Source organism: Streptomyces sp. 3N207 (assembly GCF_052246355.1).
GTDB lineage: Bacteria > Actinomycetota > Actinomycetes > Streptomycetales > Streptomycetaceae > Streptomyces.
This window is the reverse complement of sequence record NZ_JBQQBV010000016.1, coordinates 1-26,740: the sequence shown is the minus strand read 5'-3', so window position 1 is coordinate 26,740 and position 26,740 is coordinate 1. Positions and strand designations below refer to the sequence as shown.

Annotated in this window: 28 protein-coding genes and 1 pseudogene; 13 read left to right on the top strand and 16 right to left on the bottom strand. The window is 68.7% G+C overall.

Going from position 1 to position 26,740, the window contains the following annotated elements; all coding sequences use genetic code 11:
* The first annotated feature begins 44 nt into the window (after positions 1–44).
* Positions 45–449: a winged helix-turn-helix transcriptional regulator gene (locus ACTWP9_RS23800; protein ID WP_443248289.1), complete on the top strand. Its 405-nt coding sequence runs from the start codon at positions 45–47 to the stop codon at positions 447–449.
* A gap of 298 nt (positions 450–747) precedes the next feature.
* On the opposite strand, the gene ACTWP9_RS23795 is transcribed toward ACTWP9_RS23800, so the two are convergent.
* Both ACTWP9_RS23795 and ACTWP9_RS23790 read right to left on the bottom strand, forming a co-directional pair.
* Complete coding sequence (locus tag ACTWP9_RS23795) at positions 748–1,953, bottom strand: MFS transporter (protein ID WP_443248288.1); 1,206 nt, start codon at positions 1,951–1,953, stop codon at positions 748–750.
* A 118-nt stretch (positions 1,954–2,071) separates the two neighbouring features.
* A complete protein-coding gene (locus tag ACTWP9_RS23790; protein WP_443248287.1) occupies positions 2,072–2,563 on the bottom strand; it encodes an HIT family protein in 492 nt (163 codons plus the stop codon).
* Positions 2,564–2,835: 272 nt separating this feature from the next.
* Here ACTWP9_RS23790 and ACTWP9_RS23785 point away from each other — a divergent pair, with 272 nt between their 5' ends.
* Positions 2,836–3,264: an SRPBCC family protein gene (locus ACTWP9_RS23785; protein ID WP_443248286.1), complete on the top strand. Its 429-nt coding sequence runs from the start codon at positions 2,836–2,838 to the stop codon at positions 3,262–3,264.
* 333 nt (positions 3,265–3,597) lie between these two features.
* Here ACTWP9_RS23785 and ACTWP9_RS23780 read toward each other — a convergent pair whose 3' ends face one another.
* The 3 genes from ACTWP9_RS23780 to hppD form a co-directional block, all read right to left on the bottom strand.
* The gene (locus tag ACTWP9_RS23780) at positions 3,598–4,908 is read right to left on the bottom strand and encodes a geranylgeranyl reductase family protein (protein WP_443248285.1); all 1,311 of its coding nucleotides are present in this window, start codon (positions 4,906–4,908) and stop codon (positions 3,598–3,600) included.
* A complete protein-coding gene (locus tag ACTWP9_RS23775; protein ID WP_443248284.1) occupies positions 4,905–5,654 on the bottom strand; it encodes a demethylmenaquinone methyltransferase in 750 nt (249 codons plus the stop codon). Before ACTWP9_RS23775 ends, ACTWP9_RS23780 begins: the two co-directional genes overlap by 4 nt.
* 138 nt (positions 5,655–5,792) lie before the next feature.
* Positions 5,793–6,953, bottom strand: coding sequence for a 4-hydroxyphenylpyruvate dioxygenase (gene hppD, locus ACTWP9_RS23770; RefSeq protein ID WP_443248283.1), 1,161 nt, complete (start codon positions 6,951–6,953; stop codon positions 5,793–5,795).
* Positions 6,954–7,297: 344 nt separating this feature from the next.
* Here hppD and ACTWP9_RS23765 point away from each other — a divergent pair, with 344 nt between their 5' ends.
* The 7 genes from ACTWP9_RS23765 to ACTWP9_RS23735 all read left to right on the top strand — a co-directional run bounded on the left by ACTWP9_RS23765 (position 7,298) and on the right by ACTWP9_RS23735 (position 13,308).
* Positions 7,298–8,323: a methyltransferase gene (locus tag ACTWP9_RS23765; RefSeq protein WP_443248282.1), complete on the top strand. Its 1,026-nt coding sequence runs from the start codon at positions 7,298–7,300 to the stop codon at positions 8,321–8,323.
* Positions 8,320–9,420 (top strand): prenyltransferase, encoded by a 1,101-nt coding sequence (locus ACTWP9_RS23760; protein ID WP_443248281.1) that lies wholly within the window; start codon positions 8,320–8,322, stop codon positions 9,418–9,420. Before ACTWP9_RS23765 ends, ACTWP9_RS23760 begins: the two co-directional genes overlap by 4 nt.
* Entirely contained in the window at positions 9,417–10,505 is a 1,089-nt protein-coding gene (locus ACTWP9_RS23755) for a polyprenyl synthetase family protein (RefSeq protein ID WP_443248280.1), read from the top strand. Before ACTWP9_RS23760 ends, ACTWP9_RS23755 begins: the two co-directional genes overlap by 4 nt.
* 2 nt (positions 10,506–10,507) lie before the next feature.
* Positions 10,508–11,458, top strand: coding sequence for a tocopherol cyclase family protein (locus ACTWP9_RS23750; protein WP_443248279.1), 951 nt, complete (start codon positions 10,508–10,510; stop codon positions 11,456–11,458).
* A gap of 185 nt (positions 11,459–11,643) precedes the next feature.
* Positions 11,644–11,931 (top strand): putative ATP-grasp-modified RiPP, encoded by a 288-nt coding sequence (gene tgmA, locus ACTWP9_RS23745; protein ID WP_443248278.1) that lies wholly within the window; start codon positions 11,644–11,646, stop codon positions 11,929–11,931.
* A gap of 12 nt (positions 11,932–11,943) precedes the next feature.
* On the top strand, positions 11,944–12,897 hold the full coding sequence (gene tgmB, locus ACTWP9_RS23740; RefSeq protein ID WP_443248277.1) for an ATP-grasp ribosomal peptide maturase: 954 nt from the start codon (positions 11,944–11,946) through the stop codon (positions 12,895–12,897).
* A gap of 81 nt (positions 12,898–12,978) precedes the next feature.
* On the top strand, positions 12,979–13,308 hold the full coding sequence (locus ACTWP9_RS23735; RefSeq protein ID WP_443248276.1) for a hypothetical protein: 330 nt from the start codon (positions 12,979–12,981) through the stop codon (positions 13,306–13,308).
* Positions 13,309–13,363: 55 nt separating this feature from the next.
* On the opposite strand, the pseudogene ACTWP9_RS23730 reads toward ACTWP9_RS23735, so the two are convergent.
* The 6 genes and pseudogenes from ACTWP9_RS23730 to aztB form a co-directional block, all read right to left on the bottom strand.
* Positions 13,364–13,574, bottom strand: a pseudogene (locus tag ACTWP9_RS23730) (IS5/IS1182 family transposase); the annotation flags it as partial.
* A gap of 48 nt (positions 13,575–13,622) precedes the next feature.
* Positions 13,623–13,937, bottom strand: a complete 315-nt coding sequence (locus ACTWP9_RS23725) for a DUF1330 domain-containing protein (RefSeq protein ID WP_443248275.1) — start codon at positions 13,935–13,937, stop codon at positions 13,623–13,625.
* 279 nt (positions 13,938–14,216) lie between these two features.
* A complete protein-coding gene (gene aztD, locus ACTWP9_RS23720) occupies positions 14,217–15,407 on the bottom strand; it encodes a zinc metallochaperone AztD (RefSeq protein WP_443248274.1) in 1,191 nt (396 codons plus the stop codon).
* 89 nt (positions 15,408–15,496) lie between these two features.
* Complete coding sequence (aztC, locus tag ACTWP9_RS23715) at positions 15,497–16,438, bottom strand: zinc ABC transporter substrate-binding protein AztC (RefSeq protein ID WP_443248273.1); 942 nt, start codon at positions 16,436–16,438, stop codon at positions 15,497–15,499.
* 8 nt (positions 16,439–16,446) lie between these two features.
* Positions 16,447–17,691, bottom strand: a complete 1,245-nt coding sequence (locus tag ACTWP9_RS23710) for a hypothetical protein (RefSeq protein ID WP_443248272.1) — start codon at positions 17,689–17,691, stop codon at positions 16,447–16,449.
* Positions 17,688–18,566: a zinc ABC transporter permease AztB gene (aztB, locus tag ACTWP9_RS23705; RefSeq protein WP_443248271.1), complete on the bottom strand. Its 879-nt coding sequence runs from the start codon at positions 18,564–18,566 to the stop codon at positions 17,688–17,690. The genes ACTWP9_RS23710 and aztB overlap by 4 nt, the downstream gene beginning before the upstream one ends.
* Before the next feature lie 49 nt (positions 18,567–18,615).
* Here aztB and aztA point away from each other — a divergent pair, with 49 nt between their 5' ends.
* On the top strand, positions 18,616–19,329 hold the full coding sequence (aztA, locus tag ACTWP9_RS23700) for a zinc ABC transporter ATP-binding protein AztA (protein WP_443248270.1): 714 nt from the start codon (positions 18,616–18,618) through the stop codon (positions 19,327–19,329).
* A gap of 73 nt (positions 19,330–19,402) precedes the next feature.
* Positions 19,403–20,590, top strand: a complete 1,188-nt coding sequence (locus tag ACTWP9_RS23695; RefSeq protein ID WP_443248269.1) for a GTP-binding protein — start codon at positions 19,403–19,405, stop codon at positions 20,588–20,590.
* A gap of 33 nt (positions 20,591–20,623) precedes the next feature.
* Here the strand turns inward: ACTWP9_RS23695 and ACTWP9_RS23690 are convergent, their stop codons facing one another.
* Positions 20,624–21,418, bottom strand: coding sequence for an ABC transporter permease (locus ACTWP9_RS23690; protein WP_443248268.1), 795 nt, complete (start codon positions 21,416–21,418; stop codon positions 20,624–20,626).
* 128 nt (positions 21,419–21,546) lie between these two features.
* Between ACTWP9_RS23690 and ACTWP9_RS23685 the strand changes: the two genes are divergently transcribed.
* Complete coding sequence (locus tag ACTWP9_RS23685) at positions 21,547–23,427, top strand: hydroxysqualene dehydroxylase (protein WP_443248267.1); 1,881 nt, start codon at positions 21,547–21,549, stop codon at positions 23,425–23,427.
* Positions 23,428–23,442: 15 nt separating this feature from the next.
* Here the strand turns inward: ACTWP9_RS23685 and ACTWP9_RS23680 are convergent, their stop codons facing one another.
* Genes ACTWP9_RS23680 through ACTWP9_RS23670 form a run of 3 tightly spaced genes read right to left on the bottom strand, consistent with a single transcriptional unit; the run spans position 23,443 to position 25,246 of the window.
* Positions 23,443–23,784: an STAS domain-containing protein gene (locus ACTWP9_RS23680; protein ID WP_443248266.1), complete on the bottom strand. Its 342-nt coding sequence runs from the start codon at positions 23,782–23,784 to the stop codon at positions 23,443–23,445.
* Positions 23,785–23,840: 56 nt separating this feature from the next.
* A complete protein-coding gene (gene arsB / locus ACTWP9_RS23675; protein ID WP_443248265.1) occupies positions 23,841–24,941 on the bottom strand; it encodes an ACR3 family arsenite efflux transporter in 1,101 nt (366 codons plus the stop codon).
* Positions 24,938–25,246, bottom strand: coding sequence for an ArsR/SmtB family transcription factor (locus ACTWP9_RS23670; RefSeq protein WP_443248264.1), 309 nt, complete (start codon positions 25,244–25,246; stop codon positions 24,938–24,940). The genes arsB and ACTWP9_RS23670 overlap by 4 nt, the downstream gene beginning before the upstream one ends.
* A gap of 92 nt (positions 25,247–25,338) precedes the next feature.
* Here ACTWP9_RS23670 and ACTWP9_RS23665 point away from each other — a divergent pair, with 92 nt between their 5' ends.
* A complete protein-coding gene (locus ACTWP9_RS23665; protein ID WP_443248263.1) occupies positions 25,339–25,773 on the top strand; it encodes an arsenate reductase ArsC in 435 nt (144 codons plus the stop codon).
* Positions 25,774–25,821: 48 nt separating this feature from the next.
* On the opposite strand, the gene ACTWP9_RS23660 is transcribed toward ACTWP9_RS23665, so the two are convergent.
* Positions 25,822–26,463: a flavin reductase family protein gene (locus tag ACTWP9_RS23660; RefSeq protein WP_443248262.1), complete on the bottom strand. Its 642-nt coding sequence runs from the start codon at positions 26,461–26,463 to the stop codon at positions 25,822–25,824.
* Positions 26,464–26,740 lie beyond the last annotated feature (277 nt).

Sequence of the window (26,740 nt, the reverse complement as noted above, 5' to 3'; positions counted from 1 at the left end):
AGAATCGGGCGGGCTGTTCACGACGGACGGTAGGAGGGGCTTTCGTGACTCACCAAACAGTTGGACACACACGGTCGGGCGGCAGTGGCGGCCCGCTGGCCGACTGTCCGGACAGCGCCCTCGTGCCGCCGGGCCACGAACCGCGCTGCCCCGTCGACATCACCCTTGCCGCCCTGGCGGGCCGATGGACGCCGCTGGTACTCCGCGAGTTCCTACGCCGTGGTGAGGCCACATACTCCGAGCTGTCCGCCGCACTGCCCGCCCTCTCGGACAAGGTCCTCTCCGACCGGCTGGCGCAGTTGACCAGCGCGGCCATTGTCGAGCGCCACCGCACCCCCGGCTGGCCTCCGCGGGTCCGCTACATCCTGACGGCCCAGGGCCGGGCGCTGGAGCCGGTGGTGCGGAGCCTGTGGGAGTGGGGCGCGGCACGGCGGGACGCCGCCGGCTGATCGCGGGGTCCATCGAGAACGGGGGAACGTGCGCCCCACTGCCGGTTCGCCCCTCTCAGTCACGTCTCTTCACCGGAGATGCCCCCGTGCGAGGCGGCAAGCACCACGGTGGTCGGCGGCTCGCTGACCGGGAGGTCCACCGGGTCCGTCGCATCCTCGGGGAAGCGAGGTCGCCGCGGTGGACGACGGCTTGCCGTTCAGGCCCGAGCCGGTCCGCATCCGCCGAGCCGCACCCTCCGATCCGTATCCGCCGATCCGCACCCTCCGGCCCGGGGGCGATCCGCTCACAACGGCGCCGTCACGCTTGCCTCACACTTGATGTCAGCACGGCTTTGTGACGACGCCCCCCAGGCAGCAGCCGCTCGCCGAGCAGCACCGCGCAGGCTGAAGCGGTCAGCAGGCCGCCCACGAGGAAGGTGCCCCGCACCCCGGTGAGCGGCAGGACCAGTCCTCCGACCGCGGCGCCTGCCGCGATACCGGCGTTGTAGGCACCGGAGTTGGCCGCGAGTGCGATGTCCGTGCGGCCCGGTGCACAGCGCAGCATCGCGTTCTGGGTGGCCATGAACACCGGCCCGAGTGCTCCGCCGACCAGCACCAGGAACACCACCGCAGCCACGGGATCGGTGCCTGCCGCGTACAGGCCGAGCATGCCCGCGGCCTGCGTTGCTACGGCAGCCGTCAGTGCGGAGTACGGGAAGCGGTTCAGCAGCGCCCCGGTGATGCTCACCCCGGCCAGACACGCAACGCCGAAGGCCAGCAGCAGGGCGCTGACCGTGCTCCCGGCGAACCCGCTCACGTCGCCCAGGAACTTCACGATGTAGGTGTATCCCGTGAACGCTCCCGTGGCGGACAGGGTGCCGGCCGCGAGGACGGTCCCGAACCGGCGGGCGTCGGGATCGGTTCCGTAGGCGGCGTGCCCTTCTTCCGGACGCGAGGTCGGCAGCAGGACGGCGATCGTCACGAGGGAGGCGAGCCCCAGACCCGCCAGCATGGCGACCGGAACCGGCCAGTCGCTCTGCTGGCCCAGCCAGGTCCCGGCGGGGACACCGGCCACGAGCGCGAGCGAACCGGCGACGGACAGCGCCCCGACCACATGACCGCGGGCCTCGGGCAGGAACAGGCTCACCGCCACCGGCCCCATCACGGCCCAGAACAGCGCCTGGGCGAGCGCGGTCAGCAGCCGCGCCACGAGCAGCAGCCAGTACGAGGTGGCCAGCGCCGCGACCATGCTGGACACGACGAGCGCGGCCAGCAGTCCCGTAAGGACATGCCGTCGGGGAACGGCCCGCATGACGTGGGCCAGCGGCAGGGACGCCACGGCGACCGTCACGCCGTAGCCGGTGACCAGGTAGCCGACCGCTGACACAGAGACCCGCAGGTCCTCGGCGATGAGCTCCAGGAGGCCGATCGGCAGATTCTCCGCGGTGTTGAACGTGAAGGCGGCCAGCATCAGGGCCACGAGCACCGCGGACCTGTGCCAGGGAACCTGTCGCCTAGTGGCCATACGGCGCCTTCCCGCCCCTCACCCGTCACACCTGTGCCACCCGCCTCACGACCCGGTACTGGCCCGGATGCCGTATCCGCCCCGCCCTGCGCAGTACCGCCGGCCACACACGACAGCCCTACCGCTCAACTTCCGTGACCTGTAAGGCGGTGTGAGAGTCGGAAAGCAGGTTGGCGCGTAGGGATTGCACCGTCTCATCCGTGACGTCGCCAGACACCCGATTCTGTTCGGGCTGTCTGAGCAACCCGAAAACACGAGGTCCACGCAGTTCTTGGGGAAGGTCGCTCATCCGCGGTACGACGTGGAAGTGCACATGGGCGAACCCTTCGACCTCGGCGAACTGCGCAACGTAGGTCTTGACGCATCCAGTCACATCGCGCAGCGCCCGAGACAGCCTGACCTGCCACATTCCGAGCGTCTCGGCCTCCCTGCCGGTGAGCTCGTGGATGGCCGTGACATGGCGGCGAGGCACCAGCACCAGCCACCCGGGAAGTGCCGTGTCGAAAGCATGGGCCACCCGCCAATGCTGGTCCACGACGATGCGCTCGCGCAGTGGCAGAGCGTCGAAGCGTTCTTCCTGGGCGCACGTATAGCAACTGGGTGCCGTCATAGCAGGAATCGTATGGGCGGTGGTGAGTGCTCCAGGTCCGCTACGCGAGAATCGTGATCGGAACCGGAACCGGAACCGGAACCGGAACCAGAACCGAACCGGAACAGGCCGACGGCGACGCTGGCATGCCGGCTTGCCGTTGATCGCGTTCGAGGCACATTAATGGGGTCAGGACAACGGCCGCGGAATTGCCTCGCCGGGATCCGTCCGGTGGAGCTACGCGTCCGATTCGTTCAAGAGGATGGTCACGGTGGCCCGTTACCGTCAGCGCCATGAACAGCACAGGAAAGGAATCCCGCCACCTCAGCGTCCGTATCGACCGCACTGTCGACGATGTCTACGCCTACGCGTCGGACCCGGCCAACGTGCCCTCGTGGGCCCGGGGGCTGGGAAGCTCCATCGAGACGATCGACGCTCAATGGGTCGCGGAGTCCTCCCCCATGGGGCGGGTCGTGGTCACCTTCGCGCCCCGTAACGAGCTGGGCGTGCTCGACCACGACGTCACGCTGCCCTCCGGGGAGACCATCTACAACCCGGTCCGCGTGATCGCCGACGGCACGGGGAGCGAAGTGGTGTTCACCCTTCGCCGACAGCCGGAGATGAGCGACGTCGAGTTCGAGCGTGACGCCGGCCTGGTCGCCGCCGACCTGGCCCGACTCAAGGAGCTGCTGGAATCCGCCCAGGCTCTTTCCTCCAGCTGATCAGCAGGCCGCCGAGCCCAAGGAGAGCGCCGCTACGTGGCGCGTTCACCGCGCGAAAGTCATAGGCTGAGGAAGCCATCGCCGAGGCAGCGCCTGGCCCGCCCGATCAGGGCCGCAACGCGCGAGCAGCGGGGCGACACCGCACCAACACACCGGGGGATTTCGACAGTTGCGCACCCCTGCTTGCGTCCAGAGGCCGCCGCACAGACGGTCAGGCCCCACTTGGTCCGCTCCGGACGTCGCACCACCCGCGACGATCACGGCCGCGGAGCGGGCCACGCGAAGCGGCAGGCCCTCTCGGGGCAAGTTCCAGTGCGGCGCGGCTTCTTCGCGTCAGCGCTGCGCGATGGTGGCTCCGTGGGCGCCGCGCCTGAGCTCCTTGTCCCCGGGAATCACCCGGACCAGGGTGTTGACCAGGTGATCCACCGCGTCGGCACCGGGGCGGTCGGACAGGTTCGACAGCAGCCGCACCATGGCGCTCATGACGCGGGGCGACTTCACCGCGTTCTGGGTGACGAGCGAGGTGAACAGCGGGCGGGCCATGAGGGAGGAGAAGACGCGGCCCAGCCGGTAGTAGCGGCCCAGCCGAGTGGCGATCTCCTGGGGGTACTGTTCCAGCACCCGGTGCCGGGAGTGGCCTGCGGGACGGCTCACGGCCTGGGCCACGATGTCGGCGACGAGTTCTCCGGCTTCCATGGCGTAGGCGATGCCTTCGCCGTTGCACGGGTTGACCATGCCGCCCGCGTCGCCGATGAGCAGGAGTCCCTCGTGGTGGTGCGGCAGCCGGTTGAACCCCATGGGCAGTGCCGCGCCGCGCAGCGGTCCGTCCGCGTGCTCCTCCCCGCGCAGTCCCCACTCCTGCGGAGTCCGCTCCAGCCAGGGGGCCAGCATTTTTCGGACGTCGGTGGTGCCGGTGCGGGAGTCGTTGAGGACCCCGAGACCCACGTTGACCCTGCCGTCGCCGAGCGGGAAGATCCAGCTGTATCCGGGCAGGATGTGGCCGTCGGGACGGCGAAGGTCCAGCCAGGACTCCAGGTACGGGTCCTGGTGCTTGGCGGGGCTGCGGTAGTAGCGGCGAACGGCCGTACCCACGGGGCGGTTTCCCAGCCGGGTGACGCCCATGGCGAGGCCGAGCCGCCCCGCGACGCCGTCGGCCGCGATCACCACGGGGGCGGACAGCTCGCGTGACACCCCGTCAGGACCGCAGGCCGCGCTGACACCGGTGATTCGGCCCGCCGCATCCCGCAACGGCGCCGTCACCTTGGTCTCCGTATGCAGTACGGCACCAGCGGCGACGGCCCGTTCGGCGAGAAGCTGGTCGAAGTCGTGGCGGGTGCGGGTGAGGCCGTAGCCCGGAAAGCTGTTGCTCTCCGGCCAGTCCACCTCCAGGGTGACCCCACGCGAGACGAACCGAAGTCCGCGGTTGCGGCTCCACCCGGGGGCGGAGGTGTCGATGCCCATCCGTACGAGGTGCCGTACGGCTCGCGGCGTCAGCCCGTCCCCGCAGATCTTCTCCCGGGGAAAGCCGGACTTCTCCAGGACAGCCACCTCCACCCCCTGGCGGGCCAGGTGGTAGGCGGCCGTCGATCCGGCCGGTCCCGCTCCCACGACGAGCACCTGGGCTGCCCGCTCCGGCCGCGTCATACGGGGGACTCCTCGTGCCGCTGCTGGTACCCGTGCGTGTCCTGGGGTGCGGGCTCCTCGGCCGGGGCCAGGGCGCGGTGCAGCGCGACGATGCCCCCGGTCAGATTGCGCCAGGAGACCCGCGTCCAGCCCGCCTCGCGGATCAGCGCAGCGAGTGAGCGCTGGTCGTGCCAGGCGCGGATGGTGTCGGACAGGTAGGTGTACGCAGCGGGGTTGCTGGAGATCCGGTCGGCGATCCGGGGCAGGCCGCCCATCAGATACCGCAGGTACACGGTGCGGAAAGGCACCCACGTGGGATGGCTGAACTCACAGACGACGAGCCGTCCACCGGGCCGGGTCACCCGTGCCATCTCCCGCAGGGCCGCGCCGGGGTCGACGACGTTGCGCAGCCCGAACATGATGGTCACCGCGTCGAAGGTGGCCGCCTCGAAGGGCAGCGCCAACGCGTCCCCGACCCGCAGGTCGAGGGAGCGGGCGGCACCGCAGGCCACCATTCCGGGCGACCGGTCGATGCCGATGACCGTCGCGCCGGACCGGGCGAGTTCCGCGGTGGAGACCCCGGTGCCGCAGGCGATGTCCAGGCACCTTTCGCCCGGCGCGAGCGCGAGCGCTGCACGGGCGCGGGCACGCCAGAGCTTGTCCTGGCCACCGGAGAGCAGGGTGTTGGTCCGGTCGTAGCGGCCGGCGGCTTCGTCGAACATACGAGTGACCTCGTCCGGGTCCTTCGCGAGGGTCGCACGGCTCATCGGCAGCTCCTTGGTCGGTCAGCGTTTGACACAGCCGGGGGTCCGGCAGGCCCGGCCCGGCACGTCCATACGTCGGTTCGTACGTACGGCGGCCCGTGCACCCGCCCGTCCCCGCAGCCAGCACAGCAAGCGGCGCGGCTACAGATTTCCCCGCCGGTCCTGCTCCCGCTCGACCGCTTCGAAGAGGGCCTTGAAGTTGCCCTTGCCGAAGCCCTGGCTGCCGTGCCGCTCGATCAGTTCGATGAAGAACGTCGGCCGGTCGACGAGAGGGCGGGTGAAGATCTGCAGCAGATACCCGTCCTCGTCCCGGTCCACGAGTACGCCGCGCTCACGCAGCTCGGCGACGTCCACGCGAACGTCCCCGATCCGGGCCCGGAGTTCGGGATCGTCGTAGTACGCGTCGGGGGTCGCGAGGAAATCCACTCCCGCAGCCCGCAGAGCGTCGGTGGCGGCAAGAATGTCGTGGGTTTCCAGCGCGATGTGCTGGACCCCGGGTCCGCGGTGGTACTGGAGGTATTCGTCGATCTGGGACCGCTTCTTTCCCGGCGCGGGCTCGTTCAGCGGCAGCTTGACCTTTCCCGTGCCGTCGGCGACCACCTTGCTCATCAGCGCGGAGTATTCGGTCGCGATGTCCTTCCCGACGAACTCGGCCATCGTGGAGAAGCCCAGCACACGCCGGTAGAAGTCCACCCAGCTGTCCATGAGGCCGAACTCCACACAGCCGACGGTGTGATCCACCTGGTGGAAAAGCGGTGGCGAGGAGGGGACAGGAACGACGGGTGGTGGGCCGAAACCGGGCAGGAAAAGCCCCTCGTAGGAGTCGCGCTCCACCAGGGTGTGCCGCAGTTCCCCGTACGTGGCGATCGCGGCGGTCCGGACCTGGCCGAATTCGTCGGCATGCACCGTGGGCTCTTCGAGTACGGTCGCCCCGGCCGCGGCCGCGTACGCCAGGCCCTCCTCGAGGTTGCGCACCTGAAGCGCAACATCGCTGACCCCGTCCCCATGAGCTGCGGCCCACCGTGCGGCGGTGCTGTCCGGGGACGCCCCACCCGTGATGAGGAAACGCACCTGTCCCGAGCTGAGCAGATACTCCGAGAGCCCGTTGTGCGAGGTCTCGTTTCCCCGATAGGCGGTCACCTCCATGGCGAAGGCGTTGACGTAGAAGTGCGCCGCCTGCCGGGCATTACCGACGCACAGCCGAATGTGGTCGATACCCAGAAGGTCGCATGGGCGGTTTCCGGCGGATTCCGTCCGTGGCTGCGACATCTCACCTGCGGGAACCGTGGCCTGGAGTTCCATGTTCGTGGTCCTTTGCACTGCGTCAGGCGGCGTGGAGATGCCGGGCGGTATGCGGCCGCATGCCACAGACCGTACGTTCCACCGGGCGGCACACCGGTCACCACGAGGGTGTCAGCGAGGTGCCGTCACTCAGCCAAGTGAATGTTTGACGCCGCAGGCCCAGCGGGTGATTAGCGATGGCCTCTGGTTGCAATTGTTCGCCGGGCCGTGGAATTCGGTCCCTGCTGTGCGTGCCTCCCGATGACCCGGACCACGAAGAAGAAGGGCTCCACGTGACCTCCTCGACGACCACGCGGCCTAGCGCTGCTGGCCACGTCTCCGCCCCGTCGGTCCCCCCACTGACCATGGACCGCCTGTCGTTCGTCCTCTTCGGCCACGCCGCCTTCCAGTACCTGAGCGCGGCCTGCGAGCTGGGGCTGGTCGACCTGCTGGCGGAGCGCGGCCCCCTGCCGGAGGAGGAGATCCGCGAACAGCTCGGGCTTCAGGAGCGGGCCTGCGCGATCCTGCTGCTGGGGTGCACCGCGCTCGGTCTGACCGTCAAGGAGGGCTCCCACTACCGCACCGCCGACCTCCTCGCATCACTGCGCGCCGACGGCACCTGGCAGAAGATCAGCGACACCGTCGCCTTCGAGCAGGAGATCGTGTACGAGGGGCAGGCCGACTTCGCCGAATCGCTGCGGCGGAACAGCAACGTGGGCCTGCGCCGCATCCCCGGGGACCAGCCCGACCTCTACCGGCGGCTGAGCGGCAATCCGCGGCTGGAGTCGGTCTTCTACCGCTATATGAAGTCCTGGTCCGAGCTGGCCAACACCCATCTGGTCCACACACTGGATCTCACGCACACGCGTCGGCTGCTCGACTGCGGCGGTGGTGACGCGGTCAACGCCATCGCGCTGGCCCGGCACAATCCCGCGCTCGAGGTCACCGTGCTGGAGATCCCCGCCTCGGCCGGAATGACGGCCGCCCACATCGCTCGGGCCGGACTGTCCGAGCGGGTCTCCGTCCAGCCGTGCGACATGTTCGGCGATCCGTTCCCCACGGGCATGGACTGTGTGCTGTTCGCCCATCAGCTCGTCATCTGGACACCGGAGCAGAACACGGCGCTGCTGCGCAAGGCGCACGCCGCGCTCGACCCGGGCGGCCGGGTGGTCATCTTCAACTCCATGTCGAACGACGAGGGCGACGGCCCGCTCGTCGCGGCCCTGGACAGCGTCTACTTCGCCGCGTTGCCTGCCGAAGGCGGCATGATCTACCCCTGGCGGCTGCACGAGCAGTGTCTGCGGGATGCCGGATTCGGAGCCGTCGAGCGCTTCCCCGTACCCGGCTGGACCCCGCACGGGATCATCGTGGCCACCAAAGAGGCCCGATGAGCCCGACGGAGCCGACCGGCGGGTCCGCGGCCCCGGGAACGTTGGCCGCCTTCCTTCAGCTGGCCCGCGTCAAGTTCCTCTTCCAGAGCATGATGGTGACCGGCTTCGGCGTCACGCTGGCCGTCCACGCGAGCGGGGGCTTCTCGCTCTCCTGGTATCTGCTCACGCTGGGCTTCGCCTGGTCGACCCATCTGATGACGCACTTCTGCAACGAGTACTTCGACCTGGAAGCCGACCGGGCCAACCCCTCCCCCACTTCCTGGACGGGCGGTAGCCGCACCCTGGTCGACGGGTTGCTCAGCCCCACGGTGAGCCTCGCCTCCGCCTTCGTGACCCTCTTCGCCGGTTTCGCGCTGACCGCCGCGATGCCGACGCCGGCCACCCGGCTGCTGGCCGTCGCGCTGATGGCGCTGGCGTGGTTCTACACGGCGCCGCCGCTCCGGCTGAACTACCACGCCCTGGGGGAGGTGACGTGCGCGGGCGTGCTGTACGGCATGGGGCCGGTGCTGGCCGCGCTGCTGCAGTCCGGTTCGCTCTCGCCGCTGCTGCTGTGGTGCACAGCGCACGTCTGTGTGCTCCAGGTGCTGCGCTGCCTGATCATGAACCTCGCCGATATCGAGGGCGACCGGCTCGTCGGCAAACACACTCTCGCGTCGGCCCTCGGTCCCCGCAGCCTGACCCGTCTGTACGCCGTAGGTCAGGGCGTGCTGTACGCCGGGGTACTTGTCCTGGCCGCGGCGGGAGAGCTGCCGCTCGTGGTGGCGGTGGCGCAGCTGGCCTGTGCTCCGGCCGGACTCCACGTACTGCACGCGCTGCGCACCGGGGCGATGGTGGAGCGGCGCAGGGCGGACAACGTCACGTTCTGGGCGTCCATGCAGCTGCCGCTGACCACCTGCGGCACCATGGTCGCGCTTCTGGCAGACCTCTCGCTGCGGGACAGCCCGGCGCCCGCCCCGTGGGTCGCCATCGCGGTCGGCACCACCGTCGTGTTCGCGTGGTGGCTGACGCGTACCGCACTGGCTGCCCGCCGTGGGCCGGTGGCGGACGCGCGGCCCGGACGGCCGGCTCCGGTCGAAGGGCAGGCAGAGCGGGCATGACCACCGCGGCGGGGGCGACTCCCTCCGACATCCGGGTTGCCCAGCAGTTGTGCGAGCACGCCCGCCGGCGGACGCAGCCCGCGCTTCGGGCAGCCGTCAGCCGCCTGCCCGGTCCGCTGGCTCCGGCAGGCGCCTACCAGTTCGGGTGGCAGCACACAGGCGCGACGGACGGGACAGCAGAGGCCGCGTCGGGAGCGGGGCCGGACAGTGGGAAGGCGGTACGGCCCGCTCTGACGTATCTCGCCGCAGAGGCACTGGGCGCACCGTTCGAGCGTGCCGTACCGGGAGCCGTCGCGATCGAGCTGGTGCACAACTTCACGCTGGTCCACGACGACATCACGGACGGGGACGCCACCCGCCGCGGCAGGCCCACGCTGTGGAAGCGGTTCGGCGTCGGCCCGGCCCTGCTGGCGGGTGACAGTCTCCATGTGCTGTCCATGGAGGCCCTGCTGCGGCGGCGCGACGACCGCTCGGCCGCGGGGGCCGCACTGCTCAACCGCGCGCTCCTCGCCACCATGTACGGGCAGGTGAGGGACCTCAGCTTCGTCCAGCGGCCCTGGGCCGGTCCGGATGCCGTCTCGGTCGCGGAGTACCGGGCTGCCGCCAAGGGCAAGACGGGAGCGCTGCTGGCCTGCGCGGCGGCGTTGGGGGCTCTGCTCGCGGGCGGCCCGCCGCGGCAGGTGGCACGCTTTGCCGCCTTCGGCCGCCACATGGGCGTGGCGTTCCAGTGCGCCGACGACATCCTCGGCCTGTGGGGTGATCAGCGGCGCACGGGCAAGCCTGTCGGCAACGACCTTCTCCTGGCGCGGAAGACAATTCCGGTGCTCCTCGCGCTCACGGGGGACACGCCCGCTGCCGCGCGCCTGCGGGAGCTGCTGACCCGTGAGGACACCCCCCTCACCCGGCAGGTCCTGCCCGAGGCGCTGGGGCTGATCGGCGAGGCCGGTGGAGAGGAGGCCACCCGGAGGGAAGCGGAACACCAGAGGGAACTGGCACTTCGGATGCTCGCGGCGGTACCCATGCCCGCCGACGTACGCGGGCGGTTCGCCGCCATGGCCACCTATCTGACGCGGCGGGGCTCCTAGAGATGCTGCGCACGTGGTGGCGCGGCACCGGCGCGGACCTGCCCTGGGGAGACCCGCTTCCCTCGCACCGGTCGCTGATGGAGGGCTACCTCTGGCGGTTCACCGATACGGCGCGGCGCCGGGTGCTGCTGGTCGCCTGTGGGGTCAGCCGGCGGCGCGGCCGCTCCTGGGGAACAGTGGTCGCAGCCGCGAGTCCCCTCTCCCTCGTACGGTCCGCGACGCTCGACGGCGCATGGGCGGACAGCGACCGCTTCGGCATCCATGCGGCGCCCGCGCTCTCCTTCGTACGGGACCGGTTGAAGGTCTCCCTGCCGGACGTGGATCTGGAGGTGGCCCTGCTCCCCCGCACCCGGCGTCGTACCCTGCTGCCCGCTGCCGGGGTCTTCTCGTTGGTGCCATGGCTCAACCACTACTGGCACCCCTACCTCTTCGACGCCCGGGTCGAGGGTGCCGCGCGGCTGGGGGACGAGCGCTGGGAACTGACGGGCTGCCAGGTGTACGCAGAGAAGTCCTGGGGGCGCGGCCTTCCGCCCGCTTGGTGGTGGGGCCAGGCCCAGGGCTTCGACCGCCCCGACGTCCGGGTGGCCTTCGCCGGAGGTCTGCTGGGGAGGGGGCGCTTCACGGTGCCCGTGGGCGGCCTCGTGCTGGATCTCGCGGGCAGGCGCACCGACCTTTTTCCGCCCGCGGCGGTCGTCCGGGGCGGCGTACGGGCCGACCGCTGGTACGTCACGGCTGTCGGCCTACGCCACCGGGTGCGTCTGACCGGTGAGGGAGCGGGCGACCCCCTCTTGAAGCTCCCCATCCCCTCGCTGACTCCCCACCGTCTTGGCGGCTCCGAGCAGCACTTGGCGGGCGAGGTCCGGCTGGAGGTCGACCGCGACGGCAAGCCGCTGTACGCGGGAACCTCCCGCCTCGCCAGCCTGGAGAGGGGCCGAGCACCCCGGTCTTCTTGAGAGGGAGGCCGGCGCTCACAACGGAGCGTCAGGTCCTGGAGAGAGGCGAAGAGCCGAACGGGTAGATCGATCGCTGTTGGGTAGACAAACACACGAACTCCCCGGCTTCTTCCTGCTGGGCAGGCGCCAGGAGAGTCATGTCGAGCCGTCTCGTGCAGGTTGGGCGATAGGGAAGGACACCCCTGGTGAACGGCGAGCAGACCAAGCTGACGGATCAATTCCCCTTCGGACTCCGCTACGCCACGGATCCCGATCCGGCAACGGCAGTTCATATCGACTGGTCGGTCATCGGTTACGACCCCGTTCGGCAGGTCGCCACCGTGACCGAGAACGGTGTGACGATGCCGTTGAGGAGGTCGTTCAGCGCGTCCACTCATCAATCCACGCACATGTCCACCAGCACCCAGATGAGCTACCCGGACGGCGGCTCCGGGAGCGATTCCGACAGCAACAGCGACAGCAACTACGACTAGGACTCGCCTCAGGTGACCGTCCTTGTCCTGACACAGCGGTTCGACCCGACAGCCGATTACGTCGTGGAAGAGCTGAACCATCGCGGCGTGGATGTCTTCCGCTGCGACCCGGGAGATTTCCCCCGTACGTTGACGGTGACGGGAGTCCTGTCCGCTTCCGGTGCTGGTTGGACGACCCAACTGGCCACCTCTACACGGAAGCTGAACATGGACGACGTCGTCGGGATCTACTACCGGCGGCCGAGCGCGTTCGACGTCGACGCCGTACGGGAACCGGTCGGCCAGTGGGCGAGCAGGGAGGCGCAGTTCGGTGTCGGTGGGCTGCTCAGAGCCAGTGCCCGATGGCTGAACCACCCCCAGCGGATCAGGGCTGCCGAGTACAAGCCCGTGCAGCTTCAGGAGGCGGTGCGGGCGGGTTTGACGGTGCCGAATACCATCATCACCAATGACCCGTCGGCGGCTCGTGAGTTCGGGAACGAAGTCGGCGAGATGATCTACAAGCCTCTCTCCTCCCCGCTGCTTCAGGAAGGCGTCACGGAAGGACGCATGATCTACACCTCGGTCGTCGCGCCCGAGCATCTCGCCGAAGCGGACGGCATCGCGGCGACGGCCCACATGTTCCAGGAACGCGTGAAACACACCGGCGCCGTCCGGCTGACGGTGGTGGATGACCAGATGTTCGCCGCAGCGATCCATGGTGCCAGCGATGCCGCCCGGCTCGACTGGCGGTCGGACTATCCGGCACTGTCATACGAAGTCGTGCCGGTGCCCGATGAGGTGCGGTGCGGGGTCACGGCGCTGATGGGAGCACTGCAACTGCGGTTCGGGGCCCTCGACTTCCTCATCACCGCGGAAGGATGGGTATTCCTGGAGGTCAACCCGAACGGGCAGTGGGCATGGATCGAAGAGCACACGGGCCTGCCCATCGCCGCGACGGTCGCCACCGCGCTCGCCCGAACCATCTAGGTTCTGTCCGGCGGATCTTTGCAAGTGCGGAGTTGGCCGGCCTCGGGAAGTGCGGCCGATCGGTGCCGCGATAATCCATCCATGTTGATGATGAGCTACGGAGCGGGGACCGCCTCCAGGCGGACGACGAAGCCGCAACTGAGTGCGGCGATAGCGAACCTGCAACCTGGGCGAGCTGTTGTCGCGGAGCGCACTGATGACCAGGCTCCCGGAGACTGGTACGTGCAGGTGCTTATGCGCCCGGACAACACATTCCAGCTGGAGTACCGGGACGGGGAGCCCAGCCTGCACTTCCAGACTCGCACCGTGTCGCGAGAGAAGGTGGTGGACGCCGTGCTCGGCTGGGCGAAGAACGATCCGACGTGGAAGGACGCCTTCATGTGGCACAACATCGGGTCCTACTTCGAGTAGGCCCGCCGCTCCCGGCCGTACGAACCCGGAAGACGATCTGGCGACGCGGCTGCCAGGGCCTGATCCACAGGCGGATCGAAGCCACGGTGACGGTCCCATGGAAGACATAGGCTCGCTTGTCGTAGCGCGTGGCCCAAGCTCTTGAGTGTTTGAGCCGGTCTTGAGTGTTTGAGCCGGTTGATCGTGCGCTCGACCTCGTTGCGGCGCCGGTACATCTGCTTGTCGAAGCCGACGGGCCGACCTCCTTGGCTGCCACGGATTCTTTTCAGCACCGGGGTGAAGGCGAGAGGGTCACGTGATCCGACGGACAGAAACTAGGCCGGGAGGGAGAAGCCCTCGGGTGGCGCGCCTTCGACGAACAGCATCCCCACCCGGACCTTGCCCTCCCGTATCTCCCGGGCCCGCCGGTACTCGGGAGAGTCATACCACTCCCGCATCCGGTCCATGTCGGGAAACTCGATGACCACGATCCGGGAGGAGTTCCAGGTGCCTTCGACGGGCTCGGGCGTGGGGCCCGCGACCAGGTACCGGCCGCCGTGGCTGAGGATGGATTTCTGGGCCACGGACGCGTACGCCAGTCCGGCCTCCTCGTCGAGCACATCGACGTTGACGATGGCGTAAGCGCCCATGGGGGTTCTCCGTTTCCTTGGGGAAACCGCGTGTACGGGCGAAGACTAATTCACCTCGGGCGAGATGATCACAGCAGTTGATCAGGCAGCGAACAGGCCCGGGCCGTCTGGACACCCGGAGGGGCGGCCCCCGTCGAAGCCGCCCCTCTTCCGCTTCCGCCTCGGTGCGGGGGTGGTGCCGGCAAATGGGCACCCCGTCGAACAGCGCGGTCGGAAATCCGTGCCCCCACCGGAGTGCCTTGGCGCGGCGTACCGGCGAGGAGACTGCGCTGCGGCCGGCTACTCGGTCACGACTCCGGTGATCTCGTTCGGCTTCTTGTCGAAGGTGCCGGTCGCCTTCTTCTTCCCGGAGTTCAGGTCGACCGCGTAGACCTTCTTCTGCTCGGGGTCGGTGACGAAGGCCGTCTCGCCCCGTACGAAGATCTCCGGGCGCGCCTGCTGCCAGTCCAAGGGCTCGCGCCACTTGTCCACGACCGGGAGGGTCTTGCTGACCTTGCCCGCCTCGGGGTCGATGACATGGATCTTCCCGTCCGTGCCCAGCACCAGGGCCTCGCCCTTCGGGCCGCGGGCCAGGGACCTGAAGCTGTAGCTGGTTCCCAGGTCGACGAGGCTCAGCTTGCCCGTCTTGGTGTTGATCAGGGAAACCTTTTCGGGGCGTTCGAGTTCGGCTTCCCGGTCCTGCTTGTAGTCGCCGAGAACGATGTGGGACTTTTCCGAGCCCTTCTGGTTGCCGATCCTTCCGTACTCGGTGGGGCTGTCGATCTTGGTGATCTTTTCGTCCTTGTAGAGGAGAACGCCGTCCTCGCAGCCGATGACCACCGCCTCGTCCTTGGCAGTTGCCTCGCCGTGCACCTCGGGGCACTTCTCGTTCCGCGTGATCTCCTTGCGCTTCTCGTCGAGCACGAGAATGCCCTTGCGCTTCTTGGCGGTGCCCAGGGTGGTGACGAGTTCGCCGTTCTCCAACTCGACAGCGACACCGTGATGCGGGGAGGCCGAGGTGTAGGTGTCGACCTTCGGCTCGGACTTGTCAAGTTCGGCCGGATCGAAGATCGTCACTTTGCCCGTGCCGTCGGTGAAAAGCATCGTCTTCCCGGCGTGCTGCACCACATGGCCGGGCTCCGCTCCCTTGAACTCGGTCTCCGTCAGCTTCTGCCGGGCCGTGTCGAGCACCCGGAAGCCCTTCGACGTGGACACCATGACGTGCTTGTCGTCACCTGCCGGGTTCACCCGGTTGTATCCCTTGAGCGGCACGTCCTTGACCACCTTGAGGGATTCACCGTCGAGTACGTATATCCCGCCGTCGTGTGTGACGGCGAGCGGGTCCTTGACCGCTGCGGCGGACTGCTTTCCTTCGTTCTTCGCGGACGACGTCTTGTCGGCGTCCTCCGCACCGCAAGCCGTCATGACGACCGAGGTGAAAAGGAGCGCGGAGAAGGTCGCCGCTCTGCGGACGCGCGAACTGCTGCTCATGGCCTCTTACTTCCTTTCTTCGCCCGCCGAACGGAGGTCGGCGGACCGGAGTGTTGTTCTGTTCGGGGCGCCAGGGCTTGGCGAGTGCCTCAGGGCTTGGCGAGTCCTCGCACTATCGCCTTCGTGTTGGAGCGCATCATCTGCAGGTATGTGGCGGCACCCTTGCCCTTTTCCGTGAGGGACTCGGAGAAGAGCGGGATCACGGCCACCTCGACGTGGCTCTCCTTCTTGAGCACACGTGCCAAACGGTCCGGCTGTGAGGAGTCGACGAAGATCGCCTTGACTCCGGCCTTCTCGATGGTGGTGGTGAGTGCCTTCATATCGGCAGCGCTGGGCGAAGCCAGAGTCGTGCCGCTCGGAATCACCGTGCCGACCACCTTGAAATCGAATCGCCGGGCCAGATACCCGAACACATGATGGTTGGTCACCAGCTTCCGCCGGTTCTTCGGAATCGTGTCGAAGCGCTGCTTCATCCACGCGCCGAGTTGCCCGACCTTCTTCCCGTAAGAAGTGGCCTGCGCCTTGACGGCGCCTTTGTCGACCCCGTCGACGTGTTCGGCGACCGCGGCACCGATGAGCGCGACCGCTTTGCGTACCCGGGAGGGGTCGGTCCAGAAGTGCGGGTCGGGCTTGCCCGCCGTCTTGTCCGTTCTGTAAGCGAGGGGTTCCACCGCGTCGGCGACGCCGAGCGTGGGCACGTCCGATTCCTTGGCCGCGTCCACATGACGTAGCACGTTCTCTTCCAGGCCCAGGCCGTTGTAGACGACCAGGTCGGCGCTCTCGATCTGGGCGGCCTCGGCGGCGGAGACACCGAAGGAGTGCGGGTCCGCGTTCGGCTTCATGAGTACTTTCACATCGGCCTCGTCGCCGACGACCTTGCGTGTGACGTCGCCCAGAATGTTGGTGGTGACCACCACGGTGGGACGCCCCTCCTTGGTGCCGACGCATCCCGTCAGGCCGACGAGCATCGCGCAGACGATCAGGAGGACGCCTGCTGCCGTACTGCGTCTGTCCGGGCGCTCGGTGCTCATGGCGGCCCTCAACGTCCTGTCTCCACCATCTCGGAGGGCGCGAAGTCCAAAGGGAAGGAACGGGCCTTGCGGAGATCGTCGTTGTAATCGATCTCGTACACCTTCTTGGCCGCTACGTCATTGACGTAGGCGCGGCTGGCATCGACTTCGATGACCGGGCGGGAGGTGTTCTTCGCGCTTGACGACTCGGAAAGGATTCTTTTGCTCGCAATCTCCTTCCCGTCGGATATCTCGTACGCCTTCAACGTGCCGGAGTCGTCCAGCACCAGAAGCGGGGTCCCCTCTCCCGCGCTGTTCACCGCCGCCGCCGGTCCGGTCTCGATCAGCTTCCAGTCGCGCTCGGCCACGTTGAGGACCCACACGCCCTTGTCGCCGGCTCTCGCTGTCAGCGTGGTGCCGAGCGAGCGGCTGCGAAAGGAGTCCGGGCGCTCCTTGTCGGGCACCTTCCGGCCGAAGGGAATCTTCTCCGCGCGGGGTTTCCCCTGCTTTTCCGTCACGAACAGCGCTCCGTCGGCACATCCGAAGACGACACCGGTCCGCGTCACCGCGGCACCGCGGAGTTCCGGGCACTTCGCGTCGAGGGTGGCTTTCTTCTTGCCCTTCCGATCGCGTACCTCCACGGAGTCCCCGCCGGGTCCGGCGGCCGGAACGAGAGCATTTTCCTTGAGGGGAACGACGGGGCCCCGATCGACCTCGTCGAGGGAAGCGGTGGAACTGATACGGCCCTTTTCCAGCCGCGCATGGTCCACCAGCCGCGCCGTGCCGTCGGTGAAGGTGAAGGCCGTCAGCCACGGACTGCTGTAGACGTGTTCCGTCTTCTTGCCCCGAACCGTGCCGAGGCCGCGCGCCTTGGCCCGGTAATAGTGGATGTGGTCTCCGTGGTCGACCATCCACGCGCCGCTGTCGAAAACCTTGGAGCTGCTGCGCGAATTGGCGTAGGCGAACCGGCCGTCGGTGACCAGTTCCGCGCCCTTGGCCGTCCTGCCCAGCGGCCTGGTCTTCCCCTCGATGAGATCGAGAATCTTCAGAGTGCCGCTCCGGCTGTCGGCCAGTACGAGGCGGGACTGCTGCTCCGCAGCCTCTTCGGCTCCGGCGACATACCCGTGCGGCTTCGAAGACGACGCGGATTTCTTTCCGCTTCCCTTCCCCTCTTTGCTCCCGTCGTCGCCCTGGTCCGCACAGCCTGCGAGCAGCAGCCCCAGGGAGAGGACCGCGGCGGAGGCCGGCCCGGCCTTCTTTTGGTTCCAGATCATGATGAGTGCTCGTATTCCCTTCGCTGTTCGACTGCGGGGGTGGGCTGCGCGTACTCCACCCGGCGATTCCGGATCCTGGAAACGAGCACGGAGAGGAAGAACAGCAGGACGGCGACCGCGGCGATCGTCGCTCCGGCAGCCGTACCGAGGTGCCAGGAGAGAAGGAGCCCGGTAAAGGTCGCAGCCACACCGAACAGCGCCGCACCGCACATCACCGCCGGAATCCGCCGGGACCACGGCAGCGCCGCCGCCGGTGGGGCGATCAGCAGCCCGAAGACCAGCAGCGTGCCGACCACGTGGAACGACGTGACAACGGCCAGCGTGACGAGCCCGAGCAGGGCCGCGTGCGCCAGGCGAGGGCGCAGGCCGAGGGTGTGTGCCTTCCGCTCGTCGAAGACGAGGGCCAGGAACGAGCGGTACCCCAGCACGGACACGAGTACGGCCGCGCACAGCGCCACGGCGAGGCCGACCAGGTCCTGCTCCCGCACCGCGAGCACATCGCCGAAGAGGAATCCGGTGAGGTCCACCGCGAAGGACTGCGACCGGGAGACGATGATCACGCCCAGCGACAGCATGCCCACGAACAGCAGGCCGATCCCGGTGTCCTGGGAGAGCCGGGGCAAGCGCCCGAGGGCCGTCACCCCGCAGGCCATCACGCCGACGCTCACCGCGGCACCGATCAGCAGATTGCCTCCGCAGAGCGAGGCGACGGCGACGCCGGGCAGCATGCCGTGCGCCATTGCGTCGCCGAGAAAGGTCATGCCTCGCAGCACCACCCACGTGCCCGTGGTGGCGCAGATCAGGGAAACCAGGATCCCGCTCCACAAGGCCCGCTGGACAAAGGCCACTTCGAACGGGCCGGTCAACCACTCCATGACCGGGAGCCTATAATGAAAACGATTGTCATAACAACAAGGGGAGGACATGCCACATCCCAGGCCGTACGAGGTCACGCTGCACGACGTCGCCGCCGGATACCCCCGGCGTCCGGTGCTGCGCCAACTCACCGCGTCCATCCCCCGGTCGGCGACCACCGCCGTCGTCGGGCCGAACGGCTCGGGGAAGTCCACGCTCCTGAGCGTGCTGGCGGGGGTACGCCCACTCACCTCCGGCTCCATCGAGAGGAGCAGCACCTCCCGCCCGTGCTTCGTCGTACAGCGCAGCGCGGTCGCCGACACCCTCCCGCTGACCGTCCGGGAAACGGTGACGATGGGGCGATGGGCGCACCGCGGCGCCTGGCGGCGGCTCACAGCCCGGGACCGCTCCCTCGTGCGCGACAGCATGGACCGGCTCGGCATCCTCGACCTGGCCGAACGACAGCTCGGTGAGCTCTCGGGCGGGCAGCGTCAACGGGCGCTCGTCGCCCAGGGGTTCGCCCAGGAGGCCGAGCTCTTCCTGCTGGACGAGCCGACGACGGGCCTCGACATGGCGGCGCGGGAGAGCATCTCCACCGTGCTCGGCGCCGCCGCGGCCGAGGGGGTGACGGTGGTCCAGGCCACGCACGACCTCCACGCGGCCCGGGAGTCCGACCACTGCCTGCTGCTTCAGGAAGGGCTGCTCATCGAGGAGGGGAAGCCGAGGGAGGTCCTCACCGACAGCACACTGCGACGGGTCTGGGACTTTCCGGAGGCACCATGACCCGCCCCGCCGCCCCAGCACCACACCCCCAGCCCCAGCCCCAGCCCCAGCCCCAGCCACTGACGGAGAGAACGTGCCCCAGATCCTTCTGAGCGTGGTGTCCGGCAACTCCCCCGAGGCGCGCGGCGCCCTGGTGGACCAGGTGCTGCATGCTTCACCGAACGCCCTGGTCCTGGCCGTCTCGCTGCAGAACAGACCGGAGGGGTATCCGGTCGTCCAGCGGCTTCTGCGCGGGCCGGACGCGCGTATCCGGGACGTCGCGTCGCGCGGGGCGACCGGCGCACCGGCGGTGATCGTCCGTGAGGACCTGCTCTCGATCGGGCGCGCGCCGCACCGCCCGGACGCCGTCGTCCTGGCGCTGCCCGAGAACCTCGACGCGCTGCCCTTCGTGCTGGAGCTGTGGCGTGACCGGACTGCGACCGGCTCGCTCGGCACCCACTACGTCGCGGGTCCCGTGCTGACCAGTGTCGATCCGAGCTCCTTCATGGCGGACATCAGCTGCGTTCACCGGGCGGTGCGCAGATGGAACGGGTGGACGGCGAGCGAGCCTGTGACCCGAGCCGAGGCCGCGGCGGTGCAGGTGGAGACGGCGGACACCGTCGTGGTGCGCTCCCCGGCCGGCACGGAGGGACGACTCGCACCCGGGGTGGCCTCGTTGATCCGGCACCTCAACGGCCGCGCCGGGGTGGTGACCCACGACGGTGCCGAACCGGCAGGGCTGCCGTCCGCCGCTCTGCGGCCGGTGTCGTACGACCCGCAGGAGGTGTGGCGGGCCCGCCTGGACCCCGTGGCGGTGCCGCATGTGCGAGACGGCACCAGCCACGGTGTGGGCTCCGTCCTGTGGCGGGCCCGCCACCCGGTGCATCCCGGGCGGCTGGCCGAGGCCCTCTCCGTCGCGCTGCTCGGGGTCGTACGCGGCCATGGGCATCTGTGGCTGGCCAACCGCCCCGACTCCGTGGTGACCTGGCGGTCGGCCGGTGCCCACCTGGAGCTGCGGGAAGCGGGCCCATGGCTGGAGGCGGACACGCCGCAGCTGTGGGAGGCCGTGTCCGCACAGCGGCGTACGGCCGCCTCCTGGTTCTGGGACGACTACTTCGGCGAGCGCCGCAACGAGATCACCTTCACCGGCCTCGACCTGGACGCTTCCCGGATCCGCGAAGCCCTGGACGCGGCATTGCTGACCGACGAGGAGCTGGTACTGGGGCATGAGCACTGGCTCGACGCCGAGGACCCCTTCTTCACCGACAACGATCGGCTCTGATCCGCCCTCCCGGCGAGTGCGGGTGCGTGTGTGTCATGGCTGGTAGGGCTCCTGCGGGGGAGGGCGCAGTTGGCCGCGGGCGATGAGTTCGGTGGTGAGTGCCACCGCCACGGCCTGGACCGCCAGCAGTGCTACGAGCACGAACAGTTGGACGGCGCCCGCGACGAGGGGGTCGGCGCCGCCGAGGAGCATGCCGACAAAGGCTCCCGGGAGGGTCACCAGTCCGACTGTGCGGGTCTGGTCAAGGCCGGGGATCAATGCTTCGGAGGCGGCGGGACGCGCTATTTCCATCCGCGCTTCCCGCTCGGTGAGGCCCAGCGCCAGTCCCGATTCCACCTCGCCGTGCCGCAGCCTCAGTTCGTCCAGGGCGCGGCGCCCGGCCAGCACGGTCGCGCTCAGCGCGCCGCCGATGAGGATGCCGGTGACCGGGATCAGCGCGATGCCGTCGAGCGGAATCAGACCGGTGGTCAGAAGCGCCGCCATGACCGGCAGCACGCTCGAGGTGAGGGGCAGGGCCGTCGTCCACCATGTCCGGTCGCGGGTGATGCGGCGACCGGCGGTCCGTACGGCCACGCCCAGCATCAGCGTCAGGAAGGCGACGGTCGCGGCCCGGGAGCGGACCACCCAGACGATGACCAGGGAAACGGCCGCGAGTTGGAGCGCGCCCCGCGTACCGGCGAACAGGATCTGCCGGGCGCGGTGGGTACGCACACCGTCCGGGGAGAGATGGAAGAGGGCGGCGGCTCCGGCTGCTGCGAGGAGGAGTGCGACGAGCAGCCCGGCAAGCGTCGCGTTGACCGGCAGGAGGGAGGCTGCACTCAGCTGCATGGTGCAGATTACCTTCCCGGTGACCATGGCGTGTTACCGACGGTGCGCCAGCGGCTGCTGTTCCGCATTCGTGCGGGCGTGATTACCCTCCCGGCCGTTCGCAACAGCTGGTGGAGGAGGTGCTCGACGTGCCGGAGCCCGAGCGGAGAAGAGTGCTGCGTTACGGAGCCGGGACCGCGGGGGCTCTCGGGCTCACCGGGCTGGGTACTGCCCCTGCCCTGGGACACGGCCGACGCCGCGTGCGCGGCAAGGGGCGTACGGTCGCAGTGCTGGGCGGCGGCGTCGGTGGCCTGTCGGCGGCCCATGAACTGGCCGAGCGGGGCTTCGAAGTCACCGTCTACGAGCGCAAGGAACTCGGCGGCAAGGCCCGCAGCATGCCCGTACCCGGCACAGGATCGGGCGGGCGGCGGGATCTGCCCGGGGAGCACGGACACCGGGGCGTCTTCGGCTTCTACCACAACCTGCCCGACACCTTGCGACGCATCCCGTTCGAAGGCAACGAGCACGGGGTGCACGACAACCTCACGCAGGTCCCGTGGATCAGCCTGGCACGGGACGACGGTCGGGCCGATCTGCCCGTCCCGGTCACGCCGTTCGGTGGCCGGACGCTGGATGTGGACGCGCTGCGGCGCATGGTGGAGGGAGCCGTCGGGCAGCTGTTCCGACTGGCCCCGCACGAGGCCGCGTTCTTCGCACAGCGGCTGGCGGTGCTGCTGACGAGCTGCGAGGAGCGGCGCTTCGGACAGTGGGAGAAGGTGAAGTGGCTGGACTTCCTGCAGGTCGAGGGCAAGTCGGAGGACTACCGCAGGATCCTCGGCGGCGGCGCCCAGGTCATTCAGGCGCTCAAGCCCGAGGACGCCAGCACGCGCACCGCCGGTCAGGGCCTCGAGGCGATCCTCTACTCCCTCCTGCAGCGCGGCGTGGACGGCCCCTCGAACCGCATCTTCAACGGGCCCACCAGCGAGGCGTGGATACAGCCGTGGGCCCGTCACCTGCGCGGGCTCGGGGTGAACTTCGCGATGGACCACGCGGTCGAGTCGCTCCAGTTGCGCGAGGGCTGTATCGAGTCGGCGCGGGCGCGTACGCGTTCGGGGCAGACGGTCCGGATCGAGGCCGACTGGTTCGTGGCGGCCGTGCCCGTCGAGCGGGCCAGGCCGCTGTGGAGTGCGGAGATTCGCGCCGCCGACCCGCGCTTGGCAGCGCTGGACAAGCTGCGTACGACCTGGTCGCAGGGCATCCAGTTCTTTCTGCGCCGGCCGGTGCCCGTCGTCCAGGGCCATGTGGCCTTCATCGATTCGCCATGGGCGCTGGTATCGATCAGCCAGTCCCAGTTCTGGAAGCAGGACTTCCGCAGCACCTGGGGCGATGGACAGGCACGCGACTCGTTCTCCGTGGTGATCTCCGACTGGGACGAGCCCGGCTCCCTGCACGGAAGGCCCGCGAAGCGGTGCAGCCGCAAACAGGTGGCGGAGGAGGTCTGGCACCAGCTCAAGGAGTCGCTGGAGGACACCGGTGACAGCTATCTGCCCGACAACGTGCTCCACTCGTGGCACCTGGACCCGGCCGTCACCGAAACCCGCTCCGGCGAACTGTCGAACGACGAGGAGTACGCACTCAACGACGCCGGGTCCTGGGCCCACCGCCCCGAGGCACACACGGCCATCCCCAACCTCTTCCTCGCCGCCGACTACGTGCGCACCTACAGCACGATTTCACGTCGATGGAAACGGCGAACGAGGCCGCGCGCCGGGCGGTCAACGCCCTGCTGGAGTCCGCTGGTTCCGACGCTGACGCGGTGCGGCTGTTCCGTGGCTACGAGCCACCGGAGTTCGAGGCTGCCAAGAAACTGGACGCCCATCGGTACCGCCTCGGGCTCCGCCATATCCTCGACTTCCCGGGCAGCTAGCGAGCGTCCGGCCCCGGGCCCTTCTGCGCGGCCAATGCCGGCCGCCAGGAAGGGCGGCGCATGGGACACGCCGCGATCACCTGATCCGGGCATCCGACGGTGAGGAGTGCCCGCTCGCTTACTCAGGGAAAGCCTGGAGCCGGTCGATGCCGGCCTGGTGCAGAGTCCGTTGTACGTCGCGCCGTGCCCCGTGGACCAGGAGCTTCGCGGTCTCCGGACGTTCGACAGCGGCACGGAGGAGGGCGTAGGCACACGCGAGGTCGAGCCGGGTGACTCCGCTCATGTCCACTACCCACTCACGCGCCGTGAGCAGTCGGGGATCGCTCAGCTGTTCCTCCAGGTCACGGAGTACTTCGGCACCGAGATCACCGGCGAAGACGAGCTCGGCGCGCCGCCCGTCGATCATCGTCACGGACACGGTCGGCCGTGCCGCCAAGGTGAAGTGGAACCCGCCTGCCATAGCAGCCTCCTCATCGGTCGGCCCTGCTCCCTGCTTTCTATCGTCGCACTGTGGGCTCACCCGGTGCGGAGAGAGAACTTCCGCCGCCATGCCAGGGAGACATAGACCAGCCCCACCAGGACGGGAACCTCGATGAGCGGGCCCACCACACCGGACAGGGCCTGCCCGGAGGTGACACCGAAGGTGGCGATGGCCACCGCGATGGCCAGCTCGAAATTGTTGCCCGCAGCGGTGAACGCCAGCGTCGCCGTACGGTCGTAGGCCATCCCCAGGCCCTTGCCCAGGGCGAAGGTGCCGAAGAACATCACCGCGAAGTACACCAGCAGCGGCAGCGCGATCCGGGCCACGTCCAGCGGCTGCGAGGTGATCGTCTTCCCCTGCAGGGCGAAGAGAACGACGATCGTGAACAGCAGCCCGTACAGCGCCCACGGCCCGAGCCTCGGCAACAGACGGTTCTCGTAGGCGGCCCGGCCCAGCTTCCGCTCACCGAGGCGCCGGGTGAGGAACCCGGCCAGCAGCGGGACACCGAGGAAGACGACCACGTTCAGCGCGATATGCCACACGGACACCTCCAGGCCCTGGCCGTTGCCCAGGCCGAGCCACTGGGGCAGCAGGTCGAGGTAGAACCAGCCCAGCAGCCCGAAGGCGAGCACCTGGAAGACGCTGTTGAGGGCGACCAGGACAGCCGCTGCTTCCCTGTCGCCGCAGGCCAGGTCGTTCCAGATGATCACCATGGCGATGCAGCGCGCGAGCCCGACGATGATCAACCCGGTGCGGTACTCGGGCAGGTCCGGCAAGAAGGTCCACGCCAGCGCGAACATCACCCCGGGACCGACGAGCCAGTTGATGGCCAGCGAGGAGACCATCAGTTTCCGGTCGCCGGTGACCACGTCCAGCTGGTCGTAGCGGACCTTGGCCAGCACCGGGTACATCATCACCAGCAGGCCGACCGCGATCGGCAGCGAGATCCCGCCGATCTCCACCGCCGCCAGGGCGTCCCCCAGCCCAGGTACGGCCCGGCCCAGACCCAGACCGACGGCCATGGCCAGCACGATCCACACCGCCAGATAACGGTCGAGCGGGGAGAGTTTCTTGACGATCGAATCATCCCCCGCCGGGTCCGAGGCGGTCCGGGCGGCGGAATCGGTCGCGGTCACGGGCAGGCCCTCTTGTTCCGGGCAGCGCCACGGGCGGACTCGGCGAGCTGGGCGAACTGCCCGGCCAGACCGGCCAGCACCTCGGGCTTGAGCTTGTAGTAGGTGAAACGGCCGCATGGCTCGGTCTCCACCAGGCCCGCCTCGCGCAGCACCTTCATGTGGTTCGACAGGTTCGTCTGCTTCGCGCCGGTCTCCTCGACCAGGTGCGTGGTGCACAGCGTCTCCCGCGCCAGCAGGTTCACGATCTGCCACCGGAGCGGGTCGCCCAGCACCCGGATCACATCAGGTTCGGCTGAAGTCAGCATGCGCTGATATTCTCACATCATCTGCTGCTGATACCAGCGCGGAGTGATGTGAGGGTGGCAGGCGCCGCCCGCCGGCCGACGAGAGAGCAGCCATGCCCGAGACCTCCGGCTCCAAGCCGTCCGTTCTGTTCGTCTGCGTCCACAACGCCGGCCGCTCCCAGATGGCCGCCGCCTGGCTGACCCACCTCGCGGGCGACCGTGTCGAGGTCCGCTCCGCCGGTTCCGCACCCGCCGACCAGGTCAATTCCGCGGTTGTCGAGGCCATGCGAGAGGTCGGCATCGACATCTCCGCCGAGACCCCGAAGGTGCTGACCGCCGATGCGGTCAAGGAGTCCGACGTGTGCATCACGATGGGCTGCGGCGACGTCTGCCCGGTCTTTCCGGGAAAGCGCTACCTGGACTGGAAACTGGATGACCCCGCAGGTCAGGGCGTCGAAGCCGTCCGCCCGATCCGCGACCGGATCAAGACCCTGGTCGACGACCTGATCGCCGAAATCACCCCGGAGAAGCCGGAATCCACGGCGTAGACGAGACAACACAGTACGGGGTTGCCCAGAACAACGGAGGGGCTGGCCCTAATGGACAGCGGCATCCCGCAACGCGTGGGGCATGTTCCAGCCTTCGGCGAGCCGGGAGGGGCGCACGTTTCGGCCTTCGCCGAAGAACTCGCAGAACTTCATGATCAGCGGGTCCCAGGCGACCGGATCGATGTAGTGCGTACCGGGGATGACCAGTTCCTCTTCGATGTGGACTCGCACCACCCTCACCTGGAACGCGGTGGCGATCGGCTCCGGGGTACCGAACGGGTAGTGCGCCTCGACGACGCACTCCAGCTGGATCGGGCACTCCAGCACACGCGGGGCCCGGACCAGCTCGGCGGACTGCTCGGTCAGTCCGGCTACCGCGAACTTGTCGGACTCGTACCGATAACCCTGCCGGAGGCGGTAGTCCGCGATCTCCTTGCTGCCGGTGAGCAGTGCCAGCCGGTCGACCGTTTCGGCCATCGACGAGGACGCCAGATTCAGCACGCACTCGCGTTCGCGCCGCAGATTCGCCGTCGTCTGGGAGTCGTCACCCATCCCCAGCATGCAGGAGTCGCCGAGCCACCATGCCGAGGACATCGGCGCCACGTTCGCCGACCCGTCCTCGTTCCGTGAACCGATCAATACCACCGGCGTCCCGAAGTAGAGCACCTTCACATCAACGGCCTTGTGCACGTCCCCGCCTTTCCCTACGCCGTCCCGCTCACTTCGGACGGACCGCGCACCACTGTGGTCCCTCATCTCCTCCCGGTCCGGCGGGAATCGGACGCCGCACTGGGCGGCTCGGGACGGGCGGCAGGGTGACGCAGGCGTCTCCGCGCCTTTAGACGTCGTTTCTTATGGCGTGATCGTTCGTTGAACCGTGCATGACGGATCTTGTCGAGCGGTTGGTGCCGGACGAGTTATGGGCGCTGTTCCGGCGGATTGTCCCGCCGACAGAGGTGAGGCGCCC